Source organism: Novosphingobium sp. 9U (assembly GCF_902506425.1).
GTDB lineage: Bacteria > Pseudomonadota > Alphaproteobacteria > Sphingomonadales > Sphingomonadaceae > Novosphingobium.
In genome coordinates, this window is sequence record NZ_LR732469.1 from 560,946 (window position 1) to 584,137 (window position 23,192).

A 23,192-nucleotide genomic window follows, 5' to 3' on the forward strand; every position below is an offset into this window, starting at 1 on the left:
TACACCAACACCGTTCGTGCTGAGCTCGCCTAAGACAGCTCGCAGCCTCTTGCCTCGGGAAACCATGGGCGGAGATCTGGTGGATCAACCCACCATAGCAGGAGACCCCAGCTGCGAGTTCGCCAGTCTCCCACCTGGATCGAGCGGCGCGGAGAAGATGACCCGCAACCCAGGACGGTTGTCGTCATCTTCAATCACGCCGCCGAGCCGCTGCACCAGCGTCTTGAGCATGCGCGAGCCGAACCCCTCACGATTGCCGACGCGCCCTCGCCCTTGATCCGCGACGATCAGGCGGAAGCGCGCACGATGCTGTTCAAGAGAAATGGCGATCGGCCCTGGCGCACCGCCGTAGGCATACTTCTGCGCGTTGATCACCAGTTCGACCAGAATCAGACCGACGTGCACCGCATTGTCCGCTAGGATCATGATCGGCGCGAAGCTGGTGGAGATGTAGTCGCGCCACTCCGCCCCCATCGAGCCGCTCAGGTCGCCGACCAGCTCCTCGAGGTAGCGCGAGAGATCGACACTTTCGACATTGTCGTCGGTGTAGAGGCGGCGGTGCACCAGGCCCACCGCGGAAAGGCGGCGCTGCGCCTCCTCCAGGCTGCGGACTGTCGCCTCGTCGCCGGCAGAAGCCCGCGCCTGCAGGTTGAGGAAGGCCATGACCAGCTGGATGCTGTTCTGCACCCGGTGGTTGACCTCCTTGATCAGCGTGTCCTTCTGCTCGATCAGCCGGTCCTTGTCCGATAGGGCGACCTGCAGGTTTTCCGATAGCTCGCGCTGGCGTATGTTCTGGCGGATCTCATATAGCTTGGCGACAAGCCGATGCGCGCCTTCCACCTCGCCCGAAGTCCAGCTCCGCGACTTGCCGCGCACGACCTGCGACCAGGCATCGAACGAGGCGCGAGGCGTCAGCACTTCGCCAGGCGTTAGCACCTTGCTCTCGTGCGGGTTGCCAGCCCACTTGACCAGCTGCTCCTCTTCAGAGCGGAACCACAACAGGATCGTGGGCACCTGCGTCGAGATGGTCACGGCCAGCAGGCCCGAGGCATGATCCGCGTAAGCCGCGGCAGGCGCGAAGATCTTGCCCAGTTCGTTGGTGTAGAACGGCACCGCGCTCTTGTCGCGAACCCAACCCGCGACTTCGCGCACGTCGTCGCGATCGGGGCAGTGGCCGTCGAGATGGAGCTTCGAGCCATGGATGATGGCCAGACCATCAGCACGGAACACGCGCCGCGCCGCCTCGGCCGAGCCCGACAGCATGCGGTAAAGATCGCCATCCTCGCTCAATTGGCTGAGCAGAGCATCCTCGTCGGAGCGGATGCGGATGCGCTCGCGATAGGCTTCGGCTTCCTCCTTTGCGCCGATCTGCCGCGCAAGGCCGGCCGCGACCAGCTGCGCGGCGCGCCGCTGCGCCATGTCGAGGTTGCGCGGCGTGGTGTTGTGGCAGGCGACGAGCCCCCACAACAAGCCATCGCGCACGATCGACATCGAAGCGGAGGCACCCACGCCCATGTTCTTCAGGTATTGAATGTGGACCGGCGAGACGCTGCGCAAATCAATGTCGGACAAATCGAGGCCCGCGAACTCAGCCGGGCGTATCGGCTGCGGCTGGTACTGCACGTCGGGGATCACGCGAACACGGTTGCGTATGTACAGCCCCCTGGCTTGGCGAGGGATGTCCGAGCCCGGAAAGCGGTGGTTGCGGAAGCCCGGTATGCCAGCCGCGTTGCACTCGGCGATGACCTCGCCCGCGTCGTCGTCGAGGAAGCGGTAGATCATGACCCGGTCGTAGCCGGTCAGGTCGCTGAAGCTCTTGGCCGCGCGCTCGCATAGTTCGACGAGGTTGCCGGCCCGCTCGAACTGCAGGCCGACTTCGTCCATCCAACCCAGCACGTCCACAGCGCGCATGTCCGCCGACGTGGGCTCCAGCTGGACCAGCCAGTTCTCGCCCTGCCGTACGGCAGCAGCATCAGCGCCCGCGTTCTCCAACCAGCCCAGGTGACAGCGTGGCTCTGTGGCCTGCTCCAGACGCTGCGCCACCTCGGCGCCGAGCAAGTCCGCGACCGATCGGCCGAGCCAGTCGGCGCCGAAACGCGCCTCCAGATCACCGGCGCCGGCAACGATGGCCGCGGTGCGGCTGTCCGCGACCAGCAGGAGGCCGTGCGGCTGGATCGCACCGGGTGTATGGATCGGCTCCTGATCGCAACCCGTCAGATCCATCGAACCACTCCTGTGCAAAGGCCGGAAAACGCAGGCCTATTGCCGCGCGATGATCGTAGAGCCGCTTTGGCCGCCTGCCTAGCGTGTTTCCGCCGCCCTTGCGGGCACCGCTGCAGCGCAGCATGGCACCAGGCGCTAAATCGTTTTCGCCATGCCTCGCTCCCTGTTCGTCAGGGGAAGAAGATCGCCGGATCGCCTGGCCGCCATGGCTGTGGGCGGATCATGGTGGACACGAACAGCTCCGATGCCAGGTAGCCTTTGAGCCAAGCCTGGACATGCGGCACCGTCTGCACGGCGAACCATTCCGTATCCACGGCGGCGAACTGGCGCACGAACGGCATGATCGCCGCGTCTGCCAGCCCGCGCTCCGATCCGGCAAGATAGCGGCTCGATGCTAGCTTGGCGTCGAGATAGCGCAGGAAGTCCAGGCCAGCGGCACGGTACGCCATGGCGTCGCCGTCATGTCGCTCGGGGTACTTGTAACCGTCGAGGTCGCGCTTGAACGGGCCATCGTTGGTGGCGATGAGGTCTACGTCGTCGCGATCGAGCCAGCCTTCCGGATCGCTCCGTGCCAATGCCCAGCGCATGATGTCCAGGCTCTGGTCGATCACGCCGCCATCGCCGAGCACGACCACCGGCACCGTGCCCTTGGGAGAGGCGTCAAGCATCGCCTGCGGCTTGGCGATAAGCTTCACCTCGCGCAACTCGCACCGGGTGCCGCTGACCGCCAGGGCGAGCCGCGCCCGCATGGCGTAAGGGCAGCGCCGGAAGCTGTAGAGGATCGGCTCAGGCACTGCGGTCATCGGACCGCTCAGAGTGCACCGCGCCGACGTGTGCTTCGCCCCGCTCCGCCGCGAGCCGCTCCTGTCGATGGCGCTCGCGATAGGATGCGCGCTGTTCGTCGGTGCGTTCGGTGTAGCAGGCCGGACAGCTGACGCCCTCCTCGTAACCCGATGCACTCAAATCCTCCGCTCGCACGGGGCGGCGGCAGGCATGGCAGAGCGTGTGCGTGCCCGGCGCCAGCCCGTGACCGATGGTAACGCGCTGGTCGAACACGAAGCACTCTCCGCGCCAACGGCTTTCCTGTTCGGGCACGGTCTCCAGGTACTTCAGGATGCCACCCTTGAGGTGAAAGACCTCCTTCACACCCTCCTGCATGAGGAAGGCGGTGGATTTCTCGCAGCGGATACCGCCGGTGCAAAACATCGCCACCTTCGGCGGCTTGCCGGCGCCGAGCAGCCGCTCGCGCTCGGCGCGGAACCATGCTGGGAAGTCACGGAAGCTCGGCGTCTTCGGGTCGATGGCGCCGGCGAAAGTGCCGACCGCAACTTCGTAATCGTTGCGCGTGTCGATGACGATGGTGTCGGGATCCGCGATCAGCGCGTTCCAGTCCTGCGCCTCGACGTAAGTGCCGACGCTCGCGCGCGGGTCGATGTCCGGCTGGCCCATGGTAACGATTTCGCGCTTGATGCGCACCTTCATGCGATGGAACGGCATGGTGGCCGCGCTCGACAGCTTGACGTCGAGATCGGCGCAGTCGGGCAGCGCGCGGATTTGTGCCAGCACCGCCGCGATCGCTTCGGGGGTGCCAGCGATGGTGCCGTTGATCCCTTCAGGTGCCAGCAGCAGAGTGCCTCTTACGCCATTGTCATGGCACGATTTCTGCAACGGGCCCTGCAAGGCTTTGCAATCGTCGAAGCGCGTGAAGCGGTAGAGCGCGGCAACGGTCTGAGGCGAGGTCGACGGTTCGGTCATGGCCGCGCCATAACGCCATGCCGGCCCGCCGTCAGCATGCACCTGCCCGATCGTCTCGGCAGGCAGACATCGACTGTCACGCAAGTGGCACAGTATCGCAATGATAGTGCCACGCCAGCGCCCTAACCGCCCCTTCGCATCCACCGCAAAGGTGGGCACAGTGAGGGCATATTACCGTGATGATCCAGAGAACTGGCCTGAGTGCACGTGCAGCATTGTTGCTCGGCGCGATCGTTCCCGCCGTTGCCGCGGCACCTGCGCTGGCGCAGGACAGCACCACCGCCGACGCGACCGCCGGCCCGCTCGACAGCGCCGACGACGTGAACGGCCAGATCATCGTCACCGGTAGCCGCTCGCGCTCGGCAACGGCGATCACCGGCGTCGAGATCCAGAACATCCTGCCGGGCGTCAGCCCCTTGAAGGCGATCCAGACTCTGCCGGGCGTGACCTACATCACCGCCGACCCCTGGGGTAACAATGAGCAGAACGCCTCGCTCTACATCCACGGCTTCAACTCCGCGCAGCTCGGCTACACCATGGACGGCGTGCCGCTGGGCGACCAGAACTACGGCAACTACAACGGCTTGTCGGTCTCTCGTGCAGTGATCTCCGAGAATGTCGGACGCGTCACCGTCAGCACCGGCGCGGGCGAGCTGCGCGTCGCCTCGGTCAGCAACCTGGGCGGCGCGATCGAGACGCTCTCCAGCGATCCGCGCAACAGCCTGGGCCTCGAGGTCAACCAGACGATCGGCAGCTACGACACCTCGCGCACCTTCGTCCGCTTCGACAGCGGCGAGATGGGTGGCGGCAACAGCTTCTATCTCTCGGCCGTGCGCCAGAAGGCCCGCGCGTGGGACTTCAACGGGAAGCAGGGCGGCTGGCAGGGTAACTTCAAGTTCGTCCATGACGACAGCGCCCGCCGCCTGACCGCCTACATCGCGTACTCGGACAAGACCGAGCCCAACGAGGACGCGACGACGATCTACAAGACGCCGGCCAACGCCTCGCAGGCGTACCAGCCCTACACCCGCCCGTTCTTCTACCCAGACTTCGCCGGCGCGCTGGCCTATCTCAACGCCGCCGGCCAGGTGCCGACACTGGAGAGCGTCAATTACCGCAACTACTATTCGGATGCGCAGCGCACCGACTGGCTGCTCTACCTTAAGGACGAGGAGCGGCTGAGCGACAAGGTGACCTGGTCGGTCCAGGGCTATTACCACCACAACGATGGTGCCGGCGTCGTCGCCGGGCCGATCTCGGTCGCCGGCCTGCCCGCGCTGTTCGCCCTCTACTTCCCCGGCCAGAACCTCAGGGGCGCCACCGGCAACTCGGGCTACGCGGTCCGCACCACCGAGTACCGGATCGACCGCAAGGGCGTGCTATCCGAATTCAACGTGGACCTGGGCGCTCACCAGATCGCTGCTGGCGTCTGGTACGAGAACAACAGTTCGGCCGCATACCGGCGCTGGTACCCGCTCGATGTAAACCATCCGGAGCGATACAGCCCCTACATCCGCCCAAAGGGTCCGCTGTTCACGCAGTATGGCAGCGAGATGCGCACCGAAGTGCTGCAGCTGCACCTGCAGGACACCTGGGCGCTGACGGATCGCGTGACGATCGAAGCGGGCGTGAAGACCAGCCTGCAGGATGCGAACGGATACTTCACCGTGCAGCCGATCCCCGGCTCTTTGGCGGGTGCATCGGGCGCGCTGCCTGAAGGCCGGATCAAGACCGACAACTGGTTCCTGCCGACGATCGGCGCGAAGTGGGCCTTCACCGAGACGGAGGAGCTCTACGGCAACGTCCAGAAAAACTTGCGCCAGTACCAGGCCTACGGCGCCGGCGGCAGCGCCGCACCGTGGTCGGTCGGCAGCCAGGGCGCGTTCGACTACATCAAGGAGAACGGCCGCCCCGAGACCTCGTGGACGTATGAGATCGGCCTGCGCAGCCGGCACAGCTGGCCGGGGTCGTTCCTCAGCGGTTTCGAGGCGCAGGTGAACGCCTACCATGTCGACTTCAGCGACCGCCTGCTGGCGATCTCGCCCACCATCGGCGGCATCGGCGGCGGCTCCATCGCAGGCGGCACCCCCTCGCTGTTCAACGTCGGCGACGTGAAGACCAACGGCGTCGATGCCGCGCTGACCTTGCGCTTCGGCGACCATCTCTCGCTCTACAACGCGATCTCGTACAACAGCTCGAAGTACCAGAGCGATTACAGCACGGCGACCGGCGAGGCCACCGGCACCCGCATCGGCGGCTTCGCGACGGTGGGCGGCGTCGTCCCGACCGGCGGCAAGCAGGTCCCCGGCAGCCCGCAGTGGCTGAACAAGACAGTCGCCACACTGAACGTCGATCCGTTCGAGCTGCAATTCTTCGGCGACTATGTCGGCAAGCGCTTCGCCACTTACACCAACGATGCTGCGGTGAAGAGCTTCTTCCTGCTCAGCGGCCGTGCGGCGATCAAGCTGCCGGCCTCGATCGTCGGCCTCGCCAATGCCGAGTTGAGCGTGAACGTGACCAACATCCTCGACAAGCAAGGCTGGCTGTCGGTGGGTGTGAACGCCAACACCAACACCTACAACGTCTACCCGATACCGCCGCGCCAATGGTTCGGCACGCTGAAGCTGCGCTACTGATGAGCGCGGACCTGACGCGCCGCGCAGTGATGGGTGCCGGGGCGGGCCTGGCGCTCGCCTCCGCCCTGCCCCTGCACGCCGCGGTGGCAGGCAAGCGCACGGCGCCCAGGCCCGCCAAGCCGCTGCTGATGGCGCACCGCGGCGCGTCGGCGCTGCGCCCCGAGCACACGCTCGCCGCCTATGCCAAGGCGATCGCCGACGGCGCGGACTTCGTCGAGCCCGACCTCGTCGCCACCAGGGACGGCGTGCTGGTCGCACGGCACGAGAACGACATCTCCGGCACCACTGACGTGGCCGCGCACGCAGAGTTCGCCGGCCGGCGCACCACCAAGACGATCGACGGCACGGCGGTGACCGGCTGGTTCACCGAGGACTTCACCCTCGCCGAGCTGAAGACCCTGCGCGCACGCGAACGCCTCGGCGCAGTGCGGCCCGAGAGCCATGGCTATGACGGCATGTTCCAGATCGTCACGCTGGAGGAAGTGGCAGACTTCGTCGCGGCCGAAGCGGCCGCACGTGACCGGACGATTGGCCTCATCCCGGAGCTGAAGCACTCCACTTACTTCGCCGGCATCGGCCTGCCACTGGAGCCGCGACTGCTCGCTGGCCTGACCGCAAGCGCTTACTTGCGCCGCGCGCCGGTGATCGTGCAGTCGTTCGAGGTGAGCAATCTCAGGGCCCTGCGCAAGCAACTTGGGGCGCTCTCGAACGTGCAGCTGATGCAGTTGATCGAAGACCCGCGCAATGCGCCCTTTGACACGATCGCCGCGGGACAGCGCCGCACCTATGCGCAGATGCTGACGCCCGCTGGCCTCGGCGAGATCGCCAGCTATGCCGATTGGGTCGCCCCTGCGACGCGGGTGATCATTCCTCTCGGCCCGGACGGCAAGCTCGCGACACCGACCGGCCTTGTCGCCGCAGCGCATGCGGCGGGACTGCTGGTCGGCACCTGGACCTTCCGTCCGGAGAACCGCTTCCTCGCCGCCGACTTCCGCAACGAAGCGGGCGAGGACGCGCGCAATCCGGCGGGAAGCCTGGCGGAAATCCGTCGTTATCTGGCCGAAGGGCTCGACGGCTTCTTCACCGACGATCCGGCGCTAGGGCGTCAGGCGATCGGCTGAACGTCGCCACCCATTCGCATCGCAAACCCTAAGCAACTACCCTTGCAGAGTAAAATGCGCTGTTGGTCGAACGACAAGCGCAGCGCAGCCTCTTCGCGACCACGCCGGTGACGGGCATAAGACACGTATGTTGCCGGGGCATGGCAGCGGCGCGAGAAGGGCAACAATGGGGTTTCGAACACACGCGGCCTTGCTGGCTGGGGCAGCGACATTCTGCACGTCGCACGCCATGGCGCAGGATGCGCCGCCACCAGCGCAAGCTACGGACGTGCCCGTCATCGCCGCAAGCAACGCAGGTCGCAGCGTCTACGTGCCGGCTGATTTCCAGCGCTTCGCTCCGCGAAATGCCTACGACATGCTGCTGCGCGTGCCGGGCTTCGCCATCAAGGAGAGCCAGGAACGCCGCGGGCTGGGCCAGGCGACCGGCAACGTGCTGTTCAACGGCGCGCGGCCGTCGAACAAGTCGGACGATCTCTTCACCCAGCTGAGCCGCATCCCCGCCGGCACCGTGGAGCGCATCGAAGTGCTGGACGGCGCTTCGCTCGACATTCCCGGCCTGAGCGGCCAGGTGGCGAACGTGGTCTACAAGGCCAAGGGATCGACCGGGCAGTTCGAATGGGAACCCGCCGTACGGGCGCACTATGCCGACGCGCTCTATACCCGCGGCAACGTTTCGCTGACCGGCAGCAAGGGCACGATCGGCTATGAACTCAGCCTCGACAACCAGGAAGCCGGGCGCAGCGCCGCGGGCGGGCCGACACTGATCCGCGACGGGATCGGCGTCATCACCGAGCGCCGGCGGGATGTCTGGACCTCGAACCACGATGCGCCCAAGCTCTCGGCGCGGTTCACTTGGGATGGCCCGGGCACATCGGTCGCCCACCTCAACGGCAATTACCAGAAGGTCTGGCACCACTACCGCGAAGCCAGCGACCGCTCCGATTCGCCCGTGCTGTCCGACCGGCGCCGCACGATCCGCGAGAACAACGACACCTGGAACTACGAGGTCAGCGGCGATTACGAGTTCGCGCTCGGGCCCGGCCGCCTGAAGCTCGTCGGCCTGGAACACCGCAGCCATGAGCCCTTCTCGTCCGAGGTCATCGACACCCCCCTAGGCGCGCCCGCCAGCGCGACCGGCGACCGCTTCGCGCAAGTCGGTGACCTGGAAGAGACGATCGCGCGCGCCGAATACACGTGGAAGATGCTGGGCGCAGACTTCCAGCTATCAGGAGAGGCTGCCTACAACACGCTCGACAACGTGGCGACGCTCGGCACTTTCGATGCTGTGTCCGGTGACTTCGTGCTGCGCCCCTTCGCCGAGGGCACCGGCGGCGTGAAGGAGGACCGTTACGAAAGCCTGCTCAGCGTCGGCTTTCCGCTGACCCGCACGCTGTCGCTGCAGATGGTCGCGGGCGGCGAGCACTCGACGATCAGCCAGACCGGTCCGGGCGGCATCACCCGCACGTTCGACCGGCCCAAGGGCTCGATCTCGATGGCGTGGAAGCCGTCGTCCGACTTCGACCTGTCGGTCAAGCTGGAGCGGCGGGTGCTGCAGCTCGACTTCTATGACTTCCTGGCGCGCTCCTTCCTCAACGACAACAACCAGAACGCCAGCAACACCGACTTGCGCCCGCAGCAGGACTGGTCGTGGACCGCCGAAGCCAACAAGAAGCTGGGCCCGTGGGGCTCGACCAAGCTGGAGCTGATCCATCGCGACGTGACCGACCGGGTCGACATCATCCCTGTCGGCCTCACCGGTGAGGCAGTGGGCAACATCGACAAGGCGTCGGCCTGGGCAGTGGTCTCCACCAGCACCATCAACTTCGATCCGATGGGCTGGAAGGGTGCGCGGCTCGATGCCTCGATCGTGTACCAGCACTCCAGCCTCAAGGATCCGTTCACCGGCCGCACGCGCAACTGGAACAACTTCGTCGACAAGCAAGTGCAGCTCGACTTCAGGCACGACGTTCCCGCCACGAACTGGGCCTGGGGTGCGTCGGCCAGCTACAACCATCAGCAGGCCGAGTACCGCCGCAGCCAGTCGGACCGGATCTGGGAAGGACCGGTGTTCGCAGCGCTGTTCGTCGAGAACAAGGACGTGATGGGCCTGACCATGCGCTTCACGATCGACAATGTGGTGAATGCCCGCTCCAGGCGCGAGCGGGTGATCTATCAGGGCGTGCGCGAGCTCTCACCCGTGGCTTCGACCGAGAGCCGCGACCGCTTAATTGGGCCGATCTTCATCTTCCTGGTGAAGGGTTCGTTCTAGCACGCGGCTTACTTATCGGGGGCAGGCGCTGTCGTAACCTTGGCCGGCACCTGTCCGCTGTGATGCATACTCCCGCCCAATAGCGGCAGAAGGAACTGATATCGCGGCGATTGTCCGCCTGCCTTCGGCAACCGTCAGCCGTTCACCATCGTTCGTCTGCCATGGCTTACCCCGAGCATCTCCCCTCGTGACCCTGGCGCCGCAAGCCGAGATCAGCGACCAGGAGCGCGAGCACGGCTTGCACTTGCTGGTGCTGGAAGCGGCCTTCTCCAGCGGCACCGGCGCGCTGACCAGCGGGGTCATCCTGACCGCGTTCGCTTTGCACCTGGGTGCGAGCAACTTGTGGGTCGGCATCCTGGTGAGCGCGCCGTTCATCACGCAACTGCTGCAACTGCCGGCGATCTCGCTCGTCGAGCGGCTGCGCGCGCGCAAGCGCATCGCGGTAATCACCAGCCTGATCGGCCGCTCGATGCTGCTGGCGATGGCGGCGACGGCGTTCTTCACCGGCGCGCCGGCGCTCGTCGCGTTCCTGCTGGCGCAGTATGTCCTGTGCGGGATGAGCGCGTTCGGCGCCTGCGCCTGGAACGCCTGGATCCGCGACCTCGCGCCGGAGAACCGGCTCGGCAGTGTCTTCGCGCGCCGCACCACCTGGACCGCCGGGATCACGCTGGTGGCAGGTTTGGCCGCCGCGTTCATCCTGGAAAACACCGCCGACGGCTCGTCCGACCGCAGCATCGCCTTTGCCGGCATGTTCGTGTTCGGCTGCCTGACCGGGCTGATGAGCGCGGGCGTGGTGAGCCGCATCCCGGAGCCGGTCATGCCCGCCCCAAGTGGACGCATATCGCTGCTGGAATTGTTGCGGGCGCCGCTCGCCGACCTGAACTTTCGCCGCCTGCTCGCCTTCGTGGTCAGCTGGCAAGTCGCAGTGAACCTGGCGACGCCGTTCTTCACCGTCTTCATCGTGCGCCAACTCGGCTTCGACGTCAGCCTGGTCATGGTGCTGAGCGCGGTGAGCCAGCTGGCCAACCTGTTCGCGCTGCGATCGTGGGGGACGCTGACCGACCGGTTCTCCAACAAGTCGGTGCTGCAAGTGGCCGCGCCCGCCTACATCCTCGGCATCGTTGCGATGATCGGCGCATCGCAGTCCAGCAACCAGGCGTTCACGATCGGCTGGCTGACCTTTCTCCACGTGCTAATGGGGGCCTCGGTAGCCGGCGTCACGCTGGCTTCTACCAACATCGCGCTCAAGCTCTCGCCAAAGGGCGCCGCCACGGCCTACGTCGCAACCAATGCGATGGCGATCGCACTCGCGGCCGGCGTGGCGCCCATCATCGGCGGGCTGCTGGCTGACTTCTTTGCCGCACGGAAGCTCGAGTTGCTGCTCAGTTGGACGAGCCCCTCCGGCACCCTCGCCTTCCCGCTGCGGCTGAGTCACTGGGACTTCTACTTCCTGCTTGCCGGGGTGCTCGGCCTCTACGCCATGCACCGCATCTCGCTGGTGGCGGAGGAAGGCGAGATCGAGCGGCGCGAGCTGGTGCAGAAGGTTGTCGGCCGGACCTGGCGTGCGATCCGCAACGGTTCGAGCATCGCGGGCCTGCGCGCGCTCACCGAGCTGCCGCCGTCCCTCGCCCGCGATGCTCGCGTGCGGCTGCGGCTCTCCCGCATGCGCAAGCGCCGCTCGCTCCAGTGAGCTCGGATCAGAGGTTCGCCTGATCCTCTTTCGACAGATCGGCGTCCGGCGGGTAGTACAGCTGCGCGCACTCCTCGCGCAGGCACCCGCCTTCGATTGCGATGTCATCACGATAGGCGTCGGCTATGAAGCTCAGCGTGTCGATGTGCCGATCCTCGAAGTACATCTCGTGCACGTCAGCGCGCCCGGCACCATAGACGACCCGGCCGACCTTCGACCAGATCGACGCCATCGTGCACATGCCGCAAGGCTGTAGCGTGGAATAGAGCGTCGCCCCGCGCAGCTCCATGTCGCCGATGCTCTCACAAGCACGGCGGATCGCCATCATCTCGGCGTGCGCGGTCGCATCCGGCAGTTCCTGCGTCTGGTTGCGCTCTGCGGCAAGGACCTTGCCGTCGCGCACGATCACGCAGCCGAGCGGCGAACTCGCCGGATCGCTGCCCTTGGAGCGCGCGATCTCGATCGCCATGCGCATCCACTGCTCGTCGGTCTGGTCAGCCATCAAGCGGCCAACGCATAGCGGCGGCAATGCTCGAGATAGCCGACCTCGTGACTGCCCGCGAGCGAGACGACGCTCTCCCAAAGCCAGGTCGGCGCATCGATCATCCCGGCGCGGTCGGCCTCGATCTTTGCGCTCCAACCCCTGCGGGTCGCCTCGTCCATCTGCCGTGCGTGCGCCTTGCCGACGACGAACGCCAGATAGCGCGCGGCCTTGGTGCCTTCGCTCTGGCTGAACTGCTCGACTTCCAGCTTCAGGTCCTGCGGCGCCAGTTCGCGGACGAACAGCGTGCGCTCCTGCATGCGGATCGGGATCATCCGCTCGCCCAGGTGCGGCGATAGCGCGCGCGCCGCGGCGACCACGCGCTTGGCGTTGTCGGCCGGCATGACCGCGTCGGGTGCAGCGGGAGCAATCGGTGCGACGGCCTCCTTGATGTCCACCAGGGCATAGTCGGACCGTTCCTTCGCATCGTCCAGACCCAGCAGCACGGCATAGCGGTGCAGGCCCAACGAGCTGCAGCCCTTCATCCAGTACGCCGCGTCGATCATGCTGACGGTGCGTCCCGCATCCTTGCCGGCGAGCGCGAGCACCTGATGCGCGACATCGGGATCGGCGAACACCGCGCGCAAGGCAGCGTGCTCCTCGTCCGCGAGCGGCCAGAACTTCTTGCCGAGTGGAATGCGCGGTTCGATCGCCTCGAGACGTTCGCGCGCCAGGTGCCGCCAACGCCGCCCGCGCGCCTTGCGGCGCACGCTTCGCACCACTTCCGGCTCCACTCCGGCATCGCCGCCATGCGGATCCTGCAGCGCCGCGTCGTAGCCCACGACCATCGCCTCGATCATGCGCGCGGTCGCCACGCCAGGAAGGTCGGACCCCCGCGCAGCCGTCGCCAGCGACAGGCCCAGGCGGATGAGGTCGTGCGCGGGATTGCCGATCACCGCCTGGTCGAGATCGCGGATCTGGATCTCCACCCCGCCATCGCCGTTGGCGAGCGGCCCCAAGTTGCCGAGGTGACAATCACCGCAGATCCACACCGACGGGCCTTGCGGCACCCGTGCGGCGGCGGACGAGCCTTCCAGCCATTCGTAGAACTTGGCGGTGTTGCCGCGCACATAGGCATGCGCCGAGCGCGCCATCTTGCGCGAGCGGCTGGCATCGAGGACTTGGCGGCGGTCGGCGGCGTTGGGTGGTACCATGTAGTGCAAAACGCGGCATGGGGCCAAACGTGTCAGAATATGGCTGCAAGATTGCGAAGTTTGCCTTCTGGGGCAGATGCCACGACCCTCACACCGCGCCCTCGTCCACGTCCGGCGCCTCGTCTGCGTCCACGCCCTGCTCCAGAACCTTCTCGTCACGCTCGAGGCTGCCCGCATCCGCCGCGGTGATCCCGAAGCGGGCCGCCACATCGGGCGCGTAGCGCAACAGATCGGGTCGCAGCTTGAGCAGGCTGATGTCCTTGGACTTGCCCTCCAGCATGACGTCGAAGACGAGCCCCTCGGCATCGCGCATGAAACGAGCGAACTCGAAGGGATTGGTGAAGTCGGCATGTCCGGTCCAGACCGGCGGCTGAAGCACGGTCTTGACCCGCGCGCCGGCCTTCACCGGAGCCTTGAGCAGCTCGCCTTTCGGGCCTTTCTTGCCATCCTTGGCCGCCGCACGCTGCTTGGGCGTGATCTTGCGCTTCACCTCGCGCAGTTCGGTGCGCGGTGAGGAGAAGTGGATCTTGGGCCGCACGCCGTCCGGCCAGCTGGCGAGGAATTTCGCCAGCGTCTCGCGCAAGTCGAGCCGTTCGGGATTGAGGCACCAGAAATGCTGGTAGTCGAAGATCAGCTTCACGCCGGTGCGCTCCTGAATCCAGAGCACGTCGGCGGCGGAGAAGCGGATGTCGTCGTTCTCCAGCACGAGGCGGCGCTGGACGTGCTCGGGGCACTTTTCCCAGCCCTCGATCCAACGGGCGCGGCTCGCCTCGCGATCGTCGTAGACCCCGCCGACATGCGTCACCACGACCGCCTCGGGGCCCAGCTCCATGCGGTCGAGGATCTCGGATTGGCTCGACAGATCCCAGATCGACTTGGCGGTCAGCGCCTCGTCGGGCGAGTTCAGCAGCACGTATTGCGAGGGGTGGAACGACAGGCGCATGTTCAGCTCGCGCGCCTTGCGGCCGAAGGCTTTCAGCTCGGCATCGCTCTCGGCCAGCTGGTTGTGGAACTGCGGCAAGTCCGGGTGGGTCGCGTATGGCGCCAGGTCGGACGAGAAGCGGTACATGTCGATCCGCTTGCTCGCGAGATAGTCGATGATCTTGTCGACTTCCTCCAGGCTGCACTTCAGGTGCGGCGACTTCTGCCAGCGGCGCGTGTCGTTGGACTTCATGCCCGGCACGCCCATGACCTTGACGGGAAAGCCGAGCCTCTGCGGAGAGGTCGCGTCCGTCATCGGCGTGCCTTTGCCAGCACCTGCGCCCCTGCAAGGATGCCGCCCGCTGCAAGGCCGAGCAGACCCAGTCGCGGCAGCTTCTGCGCCTGAACGGTCACGCTGCTGCGGCGCATCCACACGGCCTGATCCGTGCAGACTTCGCCATCCTGGCGCGGCTCGTAGAGGTTGTCGCGCTTGGCCGGGTCCTCGCTTTCCGTGCGATGCTGCTGCATGCGCCGCCCGACCAGTTCCATGATGCGATCGGTGGTGCGCGGCGCGACCTGACCCGCTAACGATGAAACGAGCCCGCCCGAGCCGATGTAGAGCGTCCTCCGCGGCGTCGCGCAGGCGAACACGATGGCGTCGCCGACCACGTCGGGGTGGTAGAGCGGCTGCGGAATGCGGGGCGGCACGTCCATGTAATTGCGGGCATGTTCCGGATATGGCGTGCCGCAGCCGCCCGGCTTCACCAGCGTTATCGAGATGCGCGCGCCTTCGCGTTCCAGCTCCATGCGCAGCGTATCGGTGAGCGCCTGCAGCGCGTGCTTGGTTGCCGAGTAGGGCCCCTGCTCCACGATCGTGCGATCGCCCAGGATCGACCCGACGTTGATGATGGCGCCGCCGCCTCTTCGCCGCAGATGCTCTGCGGCAACCAGAGAGCCATGCAGCGTGCCGAAGTAGTTGACCTCGAACACGCGGCGGTGGTCCTCGATCGGGACCTGCTCCAAGGTGCCGTAGATGCCAGCGGCGGCGTTGTTGACCCAGCTGTCGAAGCCACCGAACGCCTCGATGGCGCGCTGGGCGATCTCGTCGACCTGCTCGCGCGAGGAGACGTCGGCCGTGACGGCGATCGCCCGGCCACCTTGGCTGACGATCGCGTCGCGAATGCGCTCCAGCGCCTCACCATTGCGGGCTGCGAGGACCACGGCAGCGCCACCGCGGGCGGCGATGCGGGCGGCAGCGAGGCCGTTCCCGCTCGACGCTCCGGTGATGACGACGACTTGCTCGGCGATCGGCTTCAGGCGCGGGCGCATGGCAGGCTTACTGATAGCCTCCCTCGTCCTCACGCTCTTCGGCCGCCTCTTCCTGGGCTTCTTCCAGCTGCTGGCTATCCTGCTGCGGCTGTTCGTTCTCGTCGTCGTTCTGCGGGGTCTTGGGCGTGTCGGCCATGGCAGGAGATCCTTATCCGTTGTCCCGAACCAACCGGCCGGCGCCTGCGATGGTTCCGCCGCACCCAAGGGCAATGCGCCGGGAAGGTCCGCAGCGGCGCCAGTCGCGCTCCCGCTCAGCGCCAGAAGCGCTTGGCGTCCGCAAACCCTTCGTGCGCCTCGGCCGCGGCGTGGATCAGGTGCGGCTTGGTGTCGGCCCCCAGCAGGGCCTGCGCCTCCGGAACGCCCTCCAGGTCGAGCTTGCGAAGTTCTTCGGGCGCAGTGGCGAGGTCGTTCAGCAGGCCGAGCTGGTCCTGCAGATCCTCCAACCCGGCAATGAAGCGCTTGTAACGGCGACGGTTGCGCTTCTTGTCGAACAAGCTCGCGAAGAACTCGCTGGCATAGCGCAGCTTCTTGGCATCCTTGCGCAGCTCGTGCCGCGCTTCGTCATCGAGCTTGGCCAAATGGCGCCCGCCTTTCTTGACCTTGCGCCGGGCGCGATCGAGCGTGCGCACGGCATAGTCGCGCACCGGCTCCTCACGCGCATCGGCCGTGACGGCATTCCTGAGCCAGGCGCCGTCAGTCAGCCATTCCATGAGGTCGAGCATCAGCGCGCGCGTCCACGGCGCGTTCAGCGCATGCTCCACGTGCGTATAGGCCTCCTCGCGGGCGGTCTGCAGGCGCTGCTGGAGGTCATCACCGGACGCCCGCTCCAGCAGAACATCGAGGTTGCGCGCTTCACCCAGCGTCCCGGCCAGGGCGCGCAGATCCTCACGCAATGTCGCCGCCCGCTCGTCGCCTGCGAACAGATCCTTGAACAGCGAGAAGGCCGATCGCAACCGCCGCAGGGCGACGCGCGCCTGGTGCAGGGGCTTGGCATGGCGATGTTCCACAAGAAGCGCCTCGTTCAGGCGGAACTGGCGCAGGCACGATTGCGCGATCTGCTGGAAAGCGACGGCCGCACTCGCCTCGGCATCGAGCGGCACCGGTTCCGCCTTGTAGGACGCGTGCGACGGCCTGGTCAGCCGATAGCCGCGTTGCGACTTGGAAAGCACGCCGATGCGCAGGGGCGCCACCACGTCGAGCTTGCGCGCAAATGCGAACAGCGCGGCAGGCGCGCCGGACTTGAGTTCCAGCTCCAGCTCGCCGATCAGCTCGCCCCGGCCGCCTGCGTGAACCTGCCCGCGATCCATGACCAGTTCGATCTCGGCATCGTCTTCGCGCACGTTCCACGTGCAGCGCTCGACATCGACTTCGAAGACGGGGGCGATCTGCGCCGCGGCCTTCCCCAGCACTGATTTCAGCGGCGTCGTATGATCCAGGACAGGCGTCTCGTCCTCGACGGGCATCGCCCATTCCGAGCGCGTGAACAGGCCCACCGAGGTGGGTCCATCGGCCTTGATCGTCTGGATGCGCTGATTACCCTTCGAACGGATGCGGAGGGAGAAGCCAGCACCAGAGACCGCGTGATCGGGCGTATCGTAGTAGATCGCGCGCAAGTGGCTGCAGTCATGCTCCGCAGCCAGGATGGGCGATAGCCTTAGCAGCTCGGCGGCGGCTTCGCTCAGTTCCAGCTTCAGTTCGACTTCCACAGCGGCTCACCCTCTTGATCGATGCGAGCACAACGGTCCGCCGCCGGGTTTGCTGCGCAGCTCAGGCGATCCAGGCGCTCGGGTCGTCCTGCTGCGCGATCAGCGCCAGGCCGTGGGCGATCGACGTCATCTCTCCACCCGACGCAATGCGTTCATCGCCGAAGCGGCCGGTGAAGACGGCGCGGACGGCAGGCACCAGCGAGGTACCGCCGGTCAGAAACACACGGTCGATATCCGCTTCGGCCACACTCGCCCGTTCCAGCGCCCGCGTGACCGCGTCCGACATCGCCTTCACGTCGTCGGCGATCCAGCCTTCGAACTGTTGGCGGGCAACCTCCTGCTCGATCACGACACCGCCGCCGGTGAAGCGGAAGGTCGCGCTGGGCGCGCCGCTCAGCTCGCGCTTCAATCGGCCGACCGCTTCGTAGAGCGGGAAACCCAGTTCGTTCTCGATCATCGCGATCATGCGTCCGATCGCGTCCGGTTCGACCGCGCTGCGGCGCAATCGCTCGAGTTCGTCGAGCGTGCGCCGATTGCGCATCAGCCCCAGCTTCGACCAGTCGGAGAAATCGGCGAAGTAGCCGGGCGAAATATCGAGGACCTTGTCGAAGGATCGATACTTGCCGCCTTTGCCCAGGTGCGGCAGCACCAGCTTGTCGACGATGCGCTGGTCGAAGCGGTCGCCCGCCACGCCGACGCCGGCATGGCCCAGCGGAACGCAGCGCTGCGCGGCGCCGGGCGCCTCGACCCGCACGACCGAGAAGTCGCTGGTGCCGCCGCCGAAGTCGGCGACGAGCACGGTCGCAGGATCGTCCAGCCGCGCGGCATAGCTGAATGCGGCGGCCAGCGGTTCGTAGACGTAGTGGATCTCGCCCGCGAAGCCGGAGAACATGGCGTCGTATCGCTGCCGCGCCAGCACTTCGTCCGGCCGGGCGCCGGCGAAGTGGACCGGGCGACCGATCACCAACCGCTCGATCCGGTCGAGCGTGCCGCCGGCGTGCGCCGCCAGCTTGTCGAGGAACAGGCGTCCCAGTTCCTCAAAACGATAGCGGCGATTGAACACCGAAGCGGTATCGAACGAAGCGCTCGCCGCCACCGACTTGAACGACTGCAGGAAGCGGCTGTCGGTGGGAAATTCCAGGTACTCGTGGATTGCCGCAGGTCCTGCCTCGACCGCGACACCGCCGCGCGCGTCGTCGTCGTGCCAGAAGCACAAGGCAGAGCGGAACAAGTCGGTGGGTCCGTCGGGGCCTTCCAGCGGCAGCAGGCGCGGAGCCTCGCCGGCGGGCGCGAACGCCGCGACGCTGTTGGTGGTGCCAAAGTCCAGGCCCACGCGGCGGCCAGAGGGGATCGCTGTCATGACTCATCGATGGTGAAATGAAGGGAGCGCGCGTCCTTGGCAGACTTCACGCCGCTGCACCATGGGCACCGATTGCGAGGCTGCGGGCCGGCAGGGTCAGCAAGTGGCGCCGCTCGCCAGGTGCTCACAATAGCTCGGATCGCCAAGGTAAGTTATCATTTATCAAGTTCAATCTTCGGTGGGGTAGCGGGCAATTCACCGGCGCACCCGATCCAGTGGAACATAGAACTCGACCCGACGTTCCGCATCTAACCCCTTTACGAGTATTGCCTTCATGGATGAGCAGCGCGCCGACGAGACCTGCATTTTCAATATCGATCTAGGTTATCAGAACGGCACGCTTGTTTGTTTCAGTCACCTGCGATGGCGCTTCGTCACGCAGCGTCCCCAGCATCTGATGAGCCGCTTCGCACGCCAGTGGCAAGTGCTGTTCTGGGAAGAACCGGAGTACGGCAGCGCCACGGCAGAGTTGGCCTCCAGCGTGTGTGAGGACACCGGCGTCACCATCCTGACGCCCAAGCTACCGTGGGGACTTGCAGCCGAGGACGAGCGCAAGACGCTGGAGGCCCTGTTGGACCGCACCCTGGACACGGCCGCGCAGCCGGTGGTGCGCTGGTACTACACGCCGATGATGCTGCCGTTTTCCGAGCACATCGCCGCGGACTGCGTGGTCTACGATTGCATGGACGAACTGGCGAACTTCAAGCATGCGCCAGCCGAGCTGCTGACACTGGAAGAGCGGCTGATCCAGAACGCCGACCTGGTCTTCACCGGAGGCTACAGCCTCTACGAGGCGAAGCGTGACCGTCATCCGAGTGTTCATCCTTTTCCTTCCAGTGTCGATGCCGAGCATTTCGCGGCGGCGCGGCGGCCTGGCAGCGAACCCGCCGATCAGGCCGCTATCACTGGCAAGCGGCTGGGCTTCTATGGCGTGATCGACGAGCGGATGGATCTTGCACTGCTCGGCGCAGTCGCCGATGCACGCCCCGACTGGGCGCTCATCATGATCGGCCCCGTCGTCAAGATCAGCGAAGCCGACCTGCCCAGGCGGCCGAACCTGCATTACCTTGGATCCAAGCCGTACGCAGAGCTGCCCCATTACTTGCGCGGGTGGGACGTGGCGCTGATGCCGTTCGCCATCAACGAGGCTACGCGCTTCATCAGCCCGACCAAGACACCGGAGTATCTCGCTGCAGGGTGCCCGGTCGTATCCACCCCGATCGCAGATGTGATCCGCCACTACGGCGATGTCGAAGCGGTGCGGATCGCCACCACGCCCGATGCCTTCATCGCCGAGTGCGAGACGGCACTGGCACTGGCCGAAACCAACGGCTGGCTTGAGGAAGTCGACGCCCTGCTGCGCACCATCAGCTGGGACCAGACGTTCATCGCAATGAAGGCGCTGGTGGATGCAGCGATCACGCGCAATCGCCAGGCGCGCCGCACGCCTTCTCCCGTCGCGTGGTCGGCCGAACCCTCCCGCGCTTACGACGTGATGGTGGTCGGCGCAGGGTTTGCCGGAGCGGTCATGGCTGAACGCCTGGCCGCAGACGGCGGCAAGCGCGTGCTGGTCGTCGACCGGCGCCCGCATGTCGCCGGCAATGCCTTCGATCGGCACGACGATGCGGGCATCCTGATACACCAGTACGGGCCGCATATTTTCCATACCAACTCGGCCGACGTGTTCCAATATCTGTCACGCTTCACGCAGTGGCGGCCTTACGAGCACCGCGTGCTTGCGTCCGTGGACGGCATGCTGGTGCCGATGCCGATCAACCGGACCACGCTGAACCTGCTCTACGGGCTCGACCTCAGGACCGATGAGGATGCGGCCGCATTCCTCGCCTCGCGCGCCGAGCCCGTCGACATCGTCAGGACGTCCGCCGACGTGGTCATATCCGCGGTTGGGCGGGAGCTCTACGAGACGTTCTTCCAGGGCTACACCCGCAAGCAGTGGGGCATGGACCCGTCCGAGCTCGACAAGTCGGTAACCGCGCGCGTGCCCACGCGCACCGGCACCGACGATCGCTACTTCACCGACAAGTTCCAGGCCATGCCCGCGGATGGCTACACCCGCATGTTCGAGAACATGCTCGACCATCCCAACATCGACCTGCTGCTGGGCGTCGACTTCGAAGATGTGCGCCAAACCTACCCGCACGATCACCTGGTGTTCACGGGCCCCATCGACGAGTACTTCGGCTATCGGTACGGCAAGCTGCCCTACCGCTCGCTGCGGTTCCAGCACGAGACGGTCGCAACCGAGCAGCATCAGCCGGTCGCCGTGGTCAACTACCCTGACGAGAGCGTGCCATACACGCGCGTCACGGAGTACAAGCACCTGACCGGGCAGTCCTCGCCCCAATCGAGCATCACGTACGAATACCCGAGTGCCGAGGGCGACCCGTATTACCCGATTCCGCGACCGGAGAACCAGGCGCTCTTCAAGCGCTACGAGGCGCTCGCGATGGCCCTGCCCGACGTGAGCTTCGTCGGCCGGCTGGCGACGTACCGGTATTACAACATGGACCAGGTCGTCGGGCAGGCTTTGGCAACGTACCGCCGTCTTGCCGAACGCTGGCCAGCGAACGCGGCGCGCATGGTAGATGCTGCTGGGATGTCGCAAATACAGGCGGCCTGAAGTGGGTCTCCGCAGACGTAGCCTTAACTGGCGGGGGCGGCCTCTTTGAGGTTCACCCTAGCAACCGTTGCGTTGGCAGCTCTCTCCCCGTCCGAGAACTGCAGCTGCGCCTTGCCGCGTGCCTTGGAGCAATAGAGCGCCGCATCGGCGCTGCCGACGAGATCGTCAAGCTCGCTCTCCATCGTCGCGGCCAAGGCGATGCCGATGCTGACGGAGATGCGCATCTCGCGCTCTTCGATGAAGTACGGTTCGCTCAACTGCTTGATGATGCGGCGGGCGAGCAGTTCTGCCTCATCGCGATGCGCGACGCCGGTCTGCAGCACGACGAACTCGTCGCCGCCCAGGCGGAAAACCACGTCGTCAGCACGGACGGTTCCCTGCAGTCGCGCCGCGACTTCGCGCAGCATCTTGTCGCCGGCCGGATGACCGGCCTGATCGTTGACCGCCTTGAAGCCATCGAGGTCAAGAAAGTGGAGAGCCAGTTGCGTGCCCGAGCGCTCTGCCATCTCCAGTCGCGCCTGGTAGTTTTCGCGCAGCATCAGCCGGTTGGGCAATCCCGTCAGCGCGTCGACCCGGGCGAGCTTCGCCAGGTCATGCTTGGTGATGAGCTGCTCCAGCGTGGCGGCGTAGAGGTGCCGGACCGAGTCCAGACTCATGCCCAGGACTGCCACGAGGAGGAAGGACAGCAGCAGGAAGAACTCGCCATGCAGCGCCTGCCCGTCAGGGTGGCCGACGTGCCGCAGCATCGCAAGCGCGGTGGGCAGCACGGCGATCAGCAAGCTCCCCGTGCACAGCCGCGGGCGGCACGCCGTGCGTGACACCAGCCCCGCGCCGAAGGTGAAGACCAGACTGACCGTCGCCGCCAGCATCAGCGGTTCGTGCACCATCAGCACGCGCACGTTGAGACCGGCGAGCAGCAGCGCGAAGACGAACGTCAGAGCGGTGTAGACCCGCTCCCAGCCAAGGAGAGCCTGCACCGGCTGGCTGCTGCCCCCGGCCTTGTAGAATCGCGAGATCACGAGCAGCCGGACCACAGTCACCAGGGCGGCGCTCGCTCCCAATGCCAGGATGATCGGATCGTGCCAGCGTACGAAGATCAGCCCGCTGACAAAGGCGAACAGGATGCCGAACCCCAGGATCGGCATGCGCATGGTGAACAGCGGCGCTACGAGGTCGCGGTAAACGGCAGCCGGCAGCACAGCGGGCGCCCACCATCGGAACGGCGTGCGCGTGGGCTGTTGGGCATTGCTGACACGACGCCTGTCCATGCCGGCATCATCGCACGTGCGGGTTAACTCTTTGTATAACTATGCCTTGCCCAGCCCTTGGATGCGCGTTCGAGGCCGATCACCGGCCTAGATGACCGGCGATCGGCGCCCAGGTTTGCTGCTACTTCTTGCCGCGAATCTGGTCCGCCTGTTTGTCGAGCGCCTCACCCGTTTGCTTTGCCGAGCGCCGGACCGCGTCCGCTTCCTTTTCGAGCGCATCGGCCTTCTGGTCGGCACTCTCGCGCACTTCGTCGGCCTTGGCTTCGGCAGCATCGGCACGCGCATCGACAGCCCGTCGCTGGTCGCGCTCGACACGATCCTGCGCTTCACCGAGGCTCTCGCTGGGGCCGGACTCGAACGGCCCCTGCTGAACGCCTGCCGCAGCGTCCGCCTTCTCGCCCGCTTGCTCATGCGGCCCGTCACAGGCGCCCAGGAGCGTGGTGCATGCGACCAGTGCCGTGGACAGGCCTCTAGCCAGACGGCGACGCGCGATCCCGGTTGCGCCCTGGCTGCTGTTCCTGCTGATCAATGCCTTGCTCCTCGTCCAATTCATGTCGTCAGGCTAGGAACGCGCGAAA

General features: G+C 66.1%; 17 protein-coding genes. 5 read left to right on the forward strand and 12 right to left on the reverse strand.

All coding sequences use genetic code 11. The annotated features are described in order from the left end of the window. Nucleotides 1–84: 84 nt before the first annotated feature. The 3 genes from GV044_RS02570 to GV044_RS02580 form a co-directional block, all read right to left on the reverse strand. On the reverse strand, nt 85–2,223 hold the full coding sequence (locus tag GV044_RS02570) for a histidine kinase dimerization/phosphoacceptor domain -containing protein (protein WP_159865032.1): 2,139 nt from the start codon (nt 2,221–2,223) through the stop codon (nt 85–87). 170 nt (nt 2,224–2,393) lie between these two features. Beyond that, entirely contained in the window at nt 2,394–3,026 is a 633-nt protein-coding gene (locus GV044_RS02575) for a glutathione S-transferase (protein WP_159865035.1), read from the reverse strand. Beyond that, a complete protein-coding gene (locus tag GV044_RS02580) occupies nt 3,010–3,978 on the reverse strand; it encodes a rhodanese-related sulfurtransferase (RefSeq protein WP_159865039.1) in 969 nt (322 codons plus the stop codon). The genes GV044_RS02575 and GV044_RS02580 overlap by 17 nt, the downstream gene beginning before the upstream one ends. A 179-nt stretch (nt 3,979–4,157) precedes the next feature. On the opposite strand from GV044_RS02580, the gene GV044_RS02585 reads away from it, so the two are divergent. The 4 genes from GV044_RS02585 to GV044_RS02600 all read left to right on the forward strand — a co-directional run bounded on the left by GV044_RS02585 (nt 4,158) and on the right by GV044_RS02600 (nt 11,694). Continuing rightward, a complete protein-coding gene (locus GV044_RS02585; RefSeq protein ID WP_159865042.1) occupies nt 4,158–6,614 on the forward strand; it encodes a TonB-dependent receptor in 2,457 nt (818 codons plus the stop codon). After that, complete coding sequence (locus GV044_RS02590; protein ID WP_159865045.1) at nt 6,614–7,735, forward strand: glycerophosphodiester phosphodiesterase; 1,122 nt, start codon at nt 6,614–6,616, stop codon at nt 7,733–7,735. The genes GV044_RS02585 and GV044_RS02590 overlap by 1 nt, the downstream gene beginning before the upstream one ends. A 229-nt stretch (nt 7,736–7,964) precedes the next feature. Further along, nucleotides 7,965–10,004 (forward strand): TonB-dependent siderophore receptor, encoded by a 2,040-nt coding sequence (locus GV044_RS02595; RefSeq protein WP_236554635.1) that lies wholly within the window; start codon nt 7,965–7,967, stop codon nt 10,002–10,004. A 187-nt stretch (nt 10,005–10,191) separates the two neighbouring features. Next, on the forward strand, nt 10,192–11,694 hold the full coding sequence (locus GV044_RS02600; protein ID WP_159865051.1) for an MFS transporter: 1,503 nt from the start codon (nt 10,192–10,194) through the stop codon (nt 11,692–11,694). Between the two features lie 7 nt (nt 11,695–11,701). Here GV044_RS02600 and GV044_RS02605 read toward each other — a convergent pair whose 3' ends face one another. The 7 genes from GV044_RS02605 to GV044_RS02630 all read right to left on the reverse strand — a co-directional run bounded on the left by GV044_RS02605 (nt 11,702) and on the right by GV044_RS02630 (nt 18,705). Beyond that, nucleotides 11,702–12,196 carry a nucleoside deaminase gene (locus tag GV044_RS02605; protein WP_159865054.1) on the reverse strand — a complete coding sequence of 165 codons (495 nt, stop codon included), beginning with the start codon at nt 12,194–12,196 and terminating at the stop codon, nt 11,702–11,704. Further along, complete coding sequence (locus GV044_RS02610; protein ID WP_159865057.1) at nt 12,196–13,389, reverse strand: DUF2252 family protein; 1,194 nt, start codon at nt 13,387–13,389, stop codon at nt 12,196–12,198. The genes GV044_RS02605 and GV044_RS02610 overlap by 1 nt, the downstream gene beginning before the upstream one ends. 88 nt (nt 13,390–13,477) lie before the next feature. Beyond that, nucleotides 13,478–14,626 (reverse strand): UV DNA damage repair endonuclease UvsE, encoded by a 1,149-nt coding sequence (gene uvsE, locus GV044_RS02615; RefSeq protein ID WP_159865060.1) that lies wholly within the window; start codon nt 14,624–14,626, stop codon nt 13,478–13,480. Next, complete coding sequence (locus GV044_RS02620) at nt 14,623–15,639, reverse strand: SDR family oxidoreductase (protein ID WP_159865063.1); 1,017 nt, start codon at nt 15,637–15,639, stop codon at nt 14,623–14,625. The genes uvsE and GV044_RS02620 overlap by 4 nt, the downstream gene beginning before the upstream one ends. A gap of 7 nt (nt 15,640–15,646) precedes the next feature. Next, the gene (locus GV044_RS22505) at nt 15,647–15,775 is read right to left on the reverse strand and encodes a hypothetical protein (protein WP_256377238.1); all 129 of its coding nucleotides are present in this window, start codon (nt 15,773–15,775) and stop codon (nt 15,647–15,649) included. A gap of 115 nt (nt 15,776–15,890) precedes the next feature. Beyond that, on the reverse strand, nt 15,891–17,345 hold the full coding sequence (locus GV044_RS02625; RefSeq protein WP_159865066.1) for a CHAD domain-containing protein: 1,455 nt from the start codon (nt 17,343–17,345) through the stop codon (nt 15,891–15,893). Nucleotides 17,346–17,406: 61 nt separating this feature from the next. Further along, nucleotides 17,407–18,705: an Hsp70 family protein gene (locus GV044_RS02630; protein ID WP_159865069.1), complete on the reverse strand. Its 1,299-nt coding sequence runs from the start codon at nt 18,703–18,705 to the stop codon at nt 17,407–17,409. Nucleotides 18,706–19,102: 397 nt separating this feature from the next. Here GV044_RS02630 and glf point away from each other — a divergent pair, with 397 nt between their 5' ends. Further along, a complete protein-coding gene (gene glf / locus GV044_RS02635; protein ID WP_159865072.1) occupies nt 19,103–21,346 on the forward strand; it encodes a UDP-galactopyranose mutase in 2,244 nt (747 codons plus the stop codon). A 23-nt stretch (nt 21,347–21,369) separates the two neighbouring features. On the opposite strand, the gene GV044_RS02640 is transcribed toward glf, so the two are convergent. Further along, nucleotides 21,370–22,614 (reverse strand): GGDEF domain-containing protein, encoded by a 1,245-nt coding sequence (locus GV044_RS02640; RefSeq protein WP_236554637.1) that lies wholly within the window; start codon nt 22,612–22,614, stop codon nt 21,370–21,372. Nucleotides 22,615–22,735: 121 nt separating this feature from the next. Then, nucleotides 22,736–23,143 carry a hypothetical protein gene (locus tag GV044_RS02645; protein ID WP_159865075.1) on the reverse strand — a complete coding sequence of 136 codons (408 nt, stop codon included), beginning with the start codon at nt 23,141–23,143 and terminating at the stop codon, nt 22,736–22,738. Nucleotides 23,144–23,192 lie beyond the last annotated feature (49 nt).

Coding starts and splice junctions, on each gene's coding strand:
- GV044_RS02570 (WP_159865032.1), bottom strand. CDS start 2,223: ATGGATCTGACGGGTTGCGATCAGGAGCCGATCCATACACCCGGTGCG.
- GV044_RS02575 (WP_159865035.1), bottom strand. CDS start 3,026: ATGACCGCAGTGCCTGAGCCGATCCTCTACAGCTTCCGGCGCTGCCCT.
- GV044_RS02580 (WP_159865039.1), bottom strand. CDS start 3,978: ATGACCGAACCGTCGACCTCGCCTCAGACCGTTGCCGCGCTCTACCGC.
- GV044_RS02585 (WP_159865042.1), top strand. CDS start 4,158: ATGATCCAGAGAACTGGCCTGAGTGCACGTGCAGCATTGTTGCTCGGC.
- GV044_RS02590 (WP_159865045.1), top strand. CDS start 6,614: ATGAGCGCGGACCTGACGCGCCGCGCAGTGATGGGTGCCGGGGCGGGC.
- GV044_RS02595 (WP_236554635.1), top strand. CDS start 7,965: ATGGCGCAGGATGCGCCGCCACCAGCGCAAGCTACGGACGTGCCCGTC.
- GV044_RS02605 (WP_159865054.1), bottom strand. CDS start 12,196: ATGGCTGACCAGACCGACGAGCAGTGGATGCGCATGGCGATCGAGATC.
- GV044_RS02610 (WP_159865057.1), bottom strand. CDS start 13,389: ATGGTACCACCCAACGCCGCCGACCGCCGCCAAGTCCTCGATGCCAGC.
- uvsE (WP_159865060.1), bottom strand. CDS start 14,626: ATGACGGACGCGACCTCTCCGCAGAGGCTCGGCTTTCCCGTCAAGGTC.
- GV044_RS02620 (WP_159865063.1), bottom strand. CDS start 15,639: ATGCGCCCGCGCCTGAAGCCGATCGCCGAGCAAGTCGTCGTCATCACC.
- GV044_RS22505 (WP_256377238.1), bottom strand. CDS start 15,775: ATGGCCGACACGCCCAAGACCCCGCAGAACGACGACGAGAACGAACAG.
- GV044_RS02630 (WP_159865069.1), bottom strand. CDS start 18,705: ATGACAGCGATCCCCTCTGGCCGCCGCGTGGGCCTGGACTTTGGCACC.
- glf (WP_159865072.1), top strand. CDS start 19,103: ATGAGCCGCTTCGCACGCCAGTGGCAAGTGCTGTTCTGGGAAGAACCG.
- GV044_RS02640 (WP_236554637.1), bottom strand. CDS start 22,614: ATGGACAGGCGTCGTGTCAGCAATGCCCAACAGCCCACGCGCACGCCG.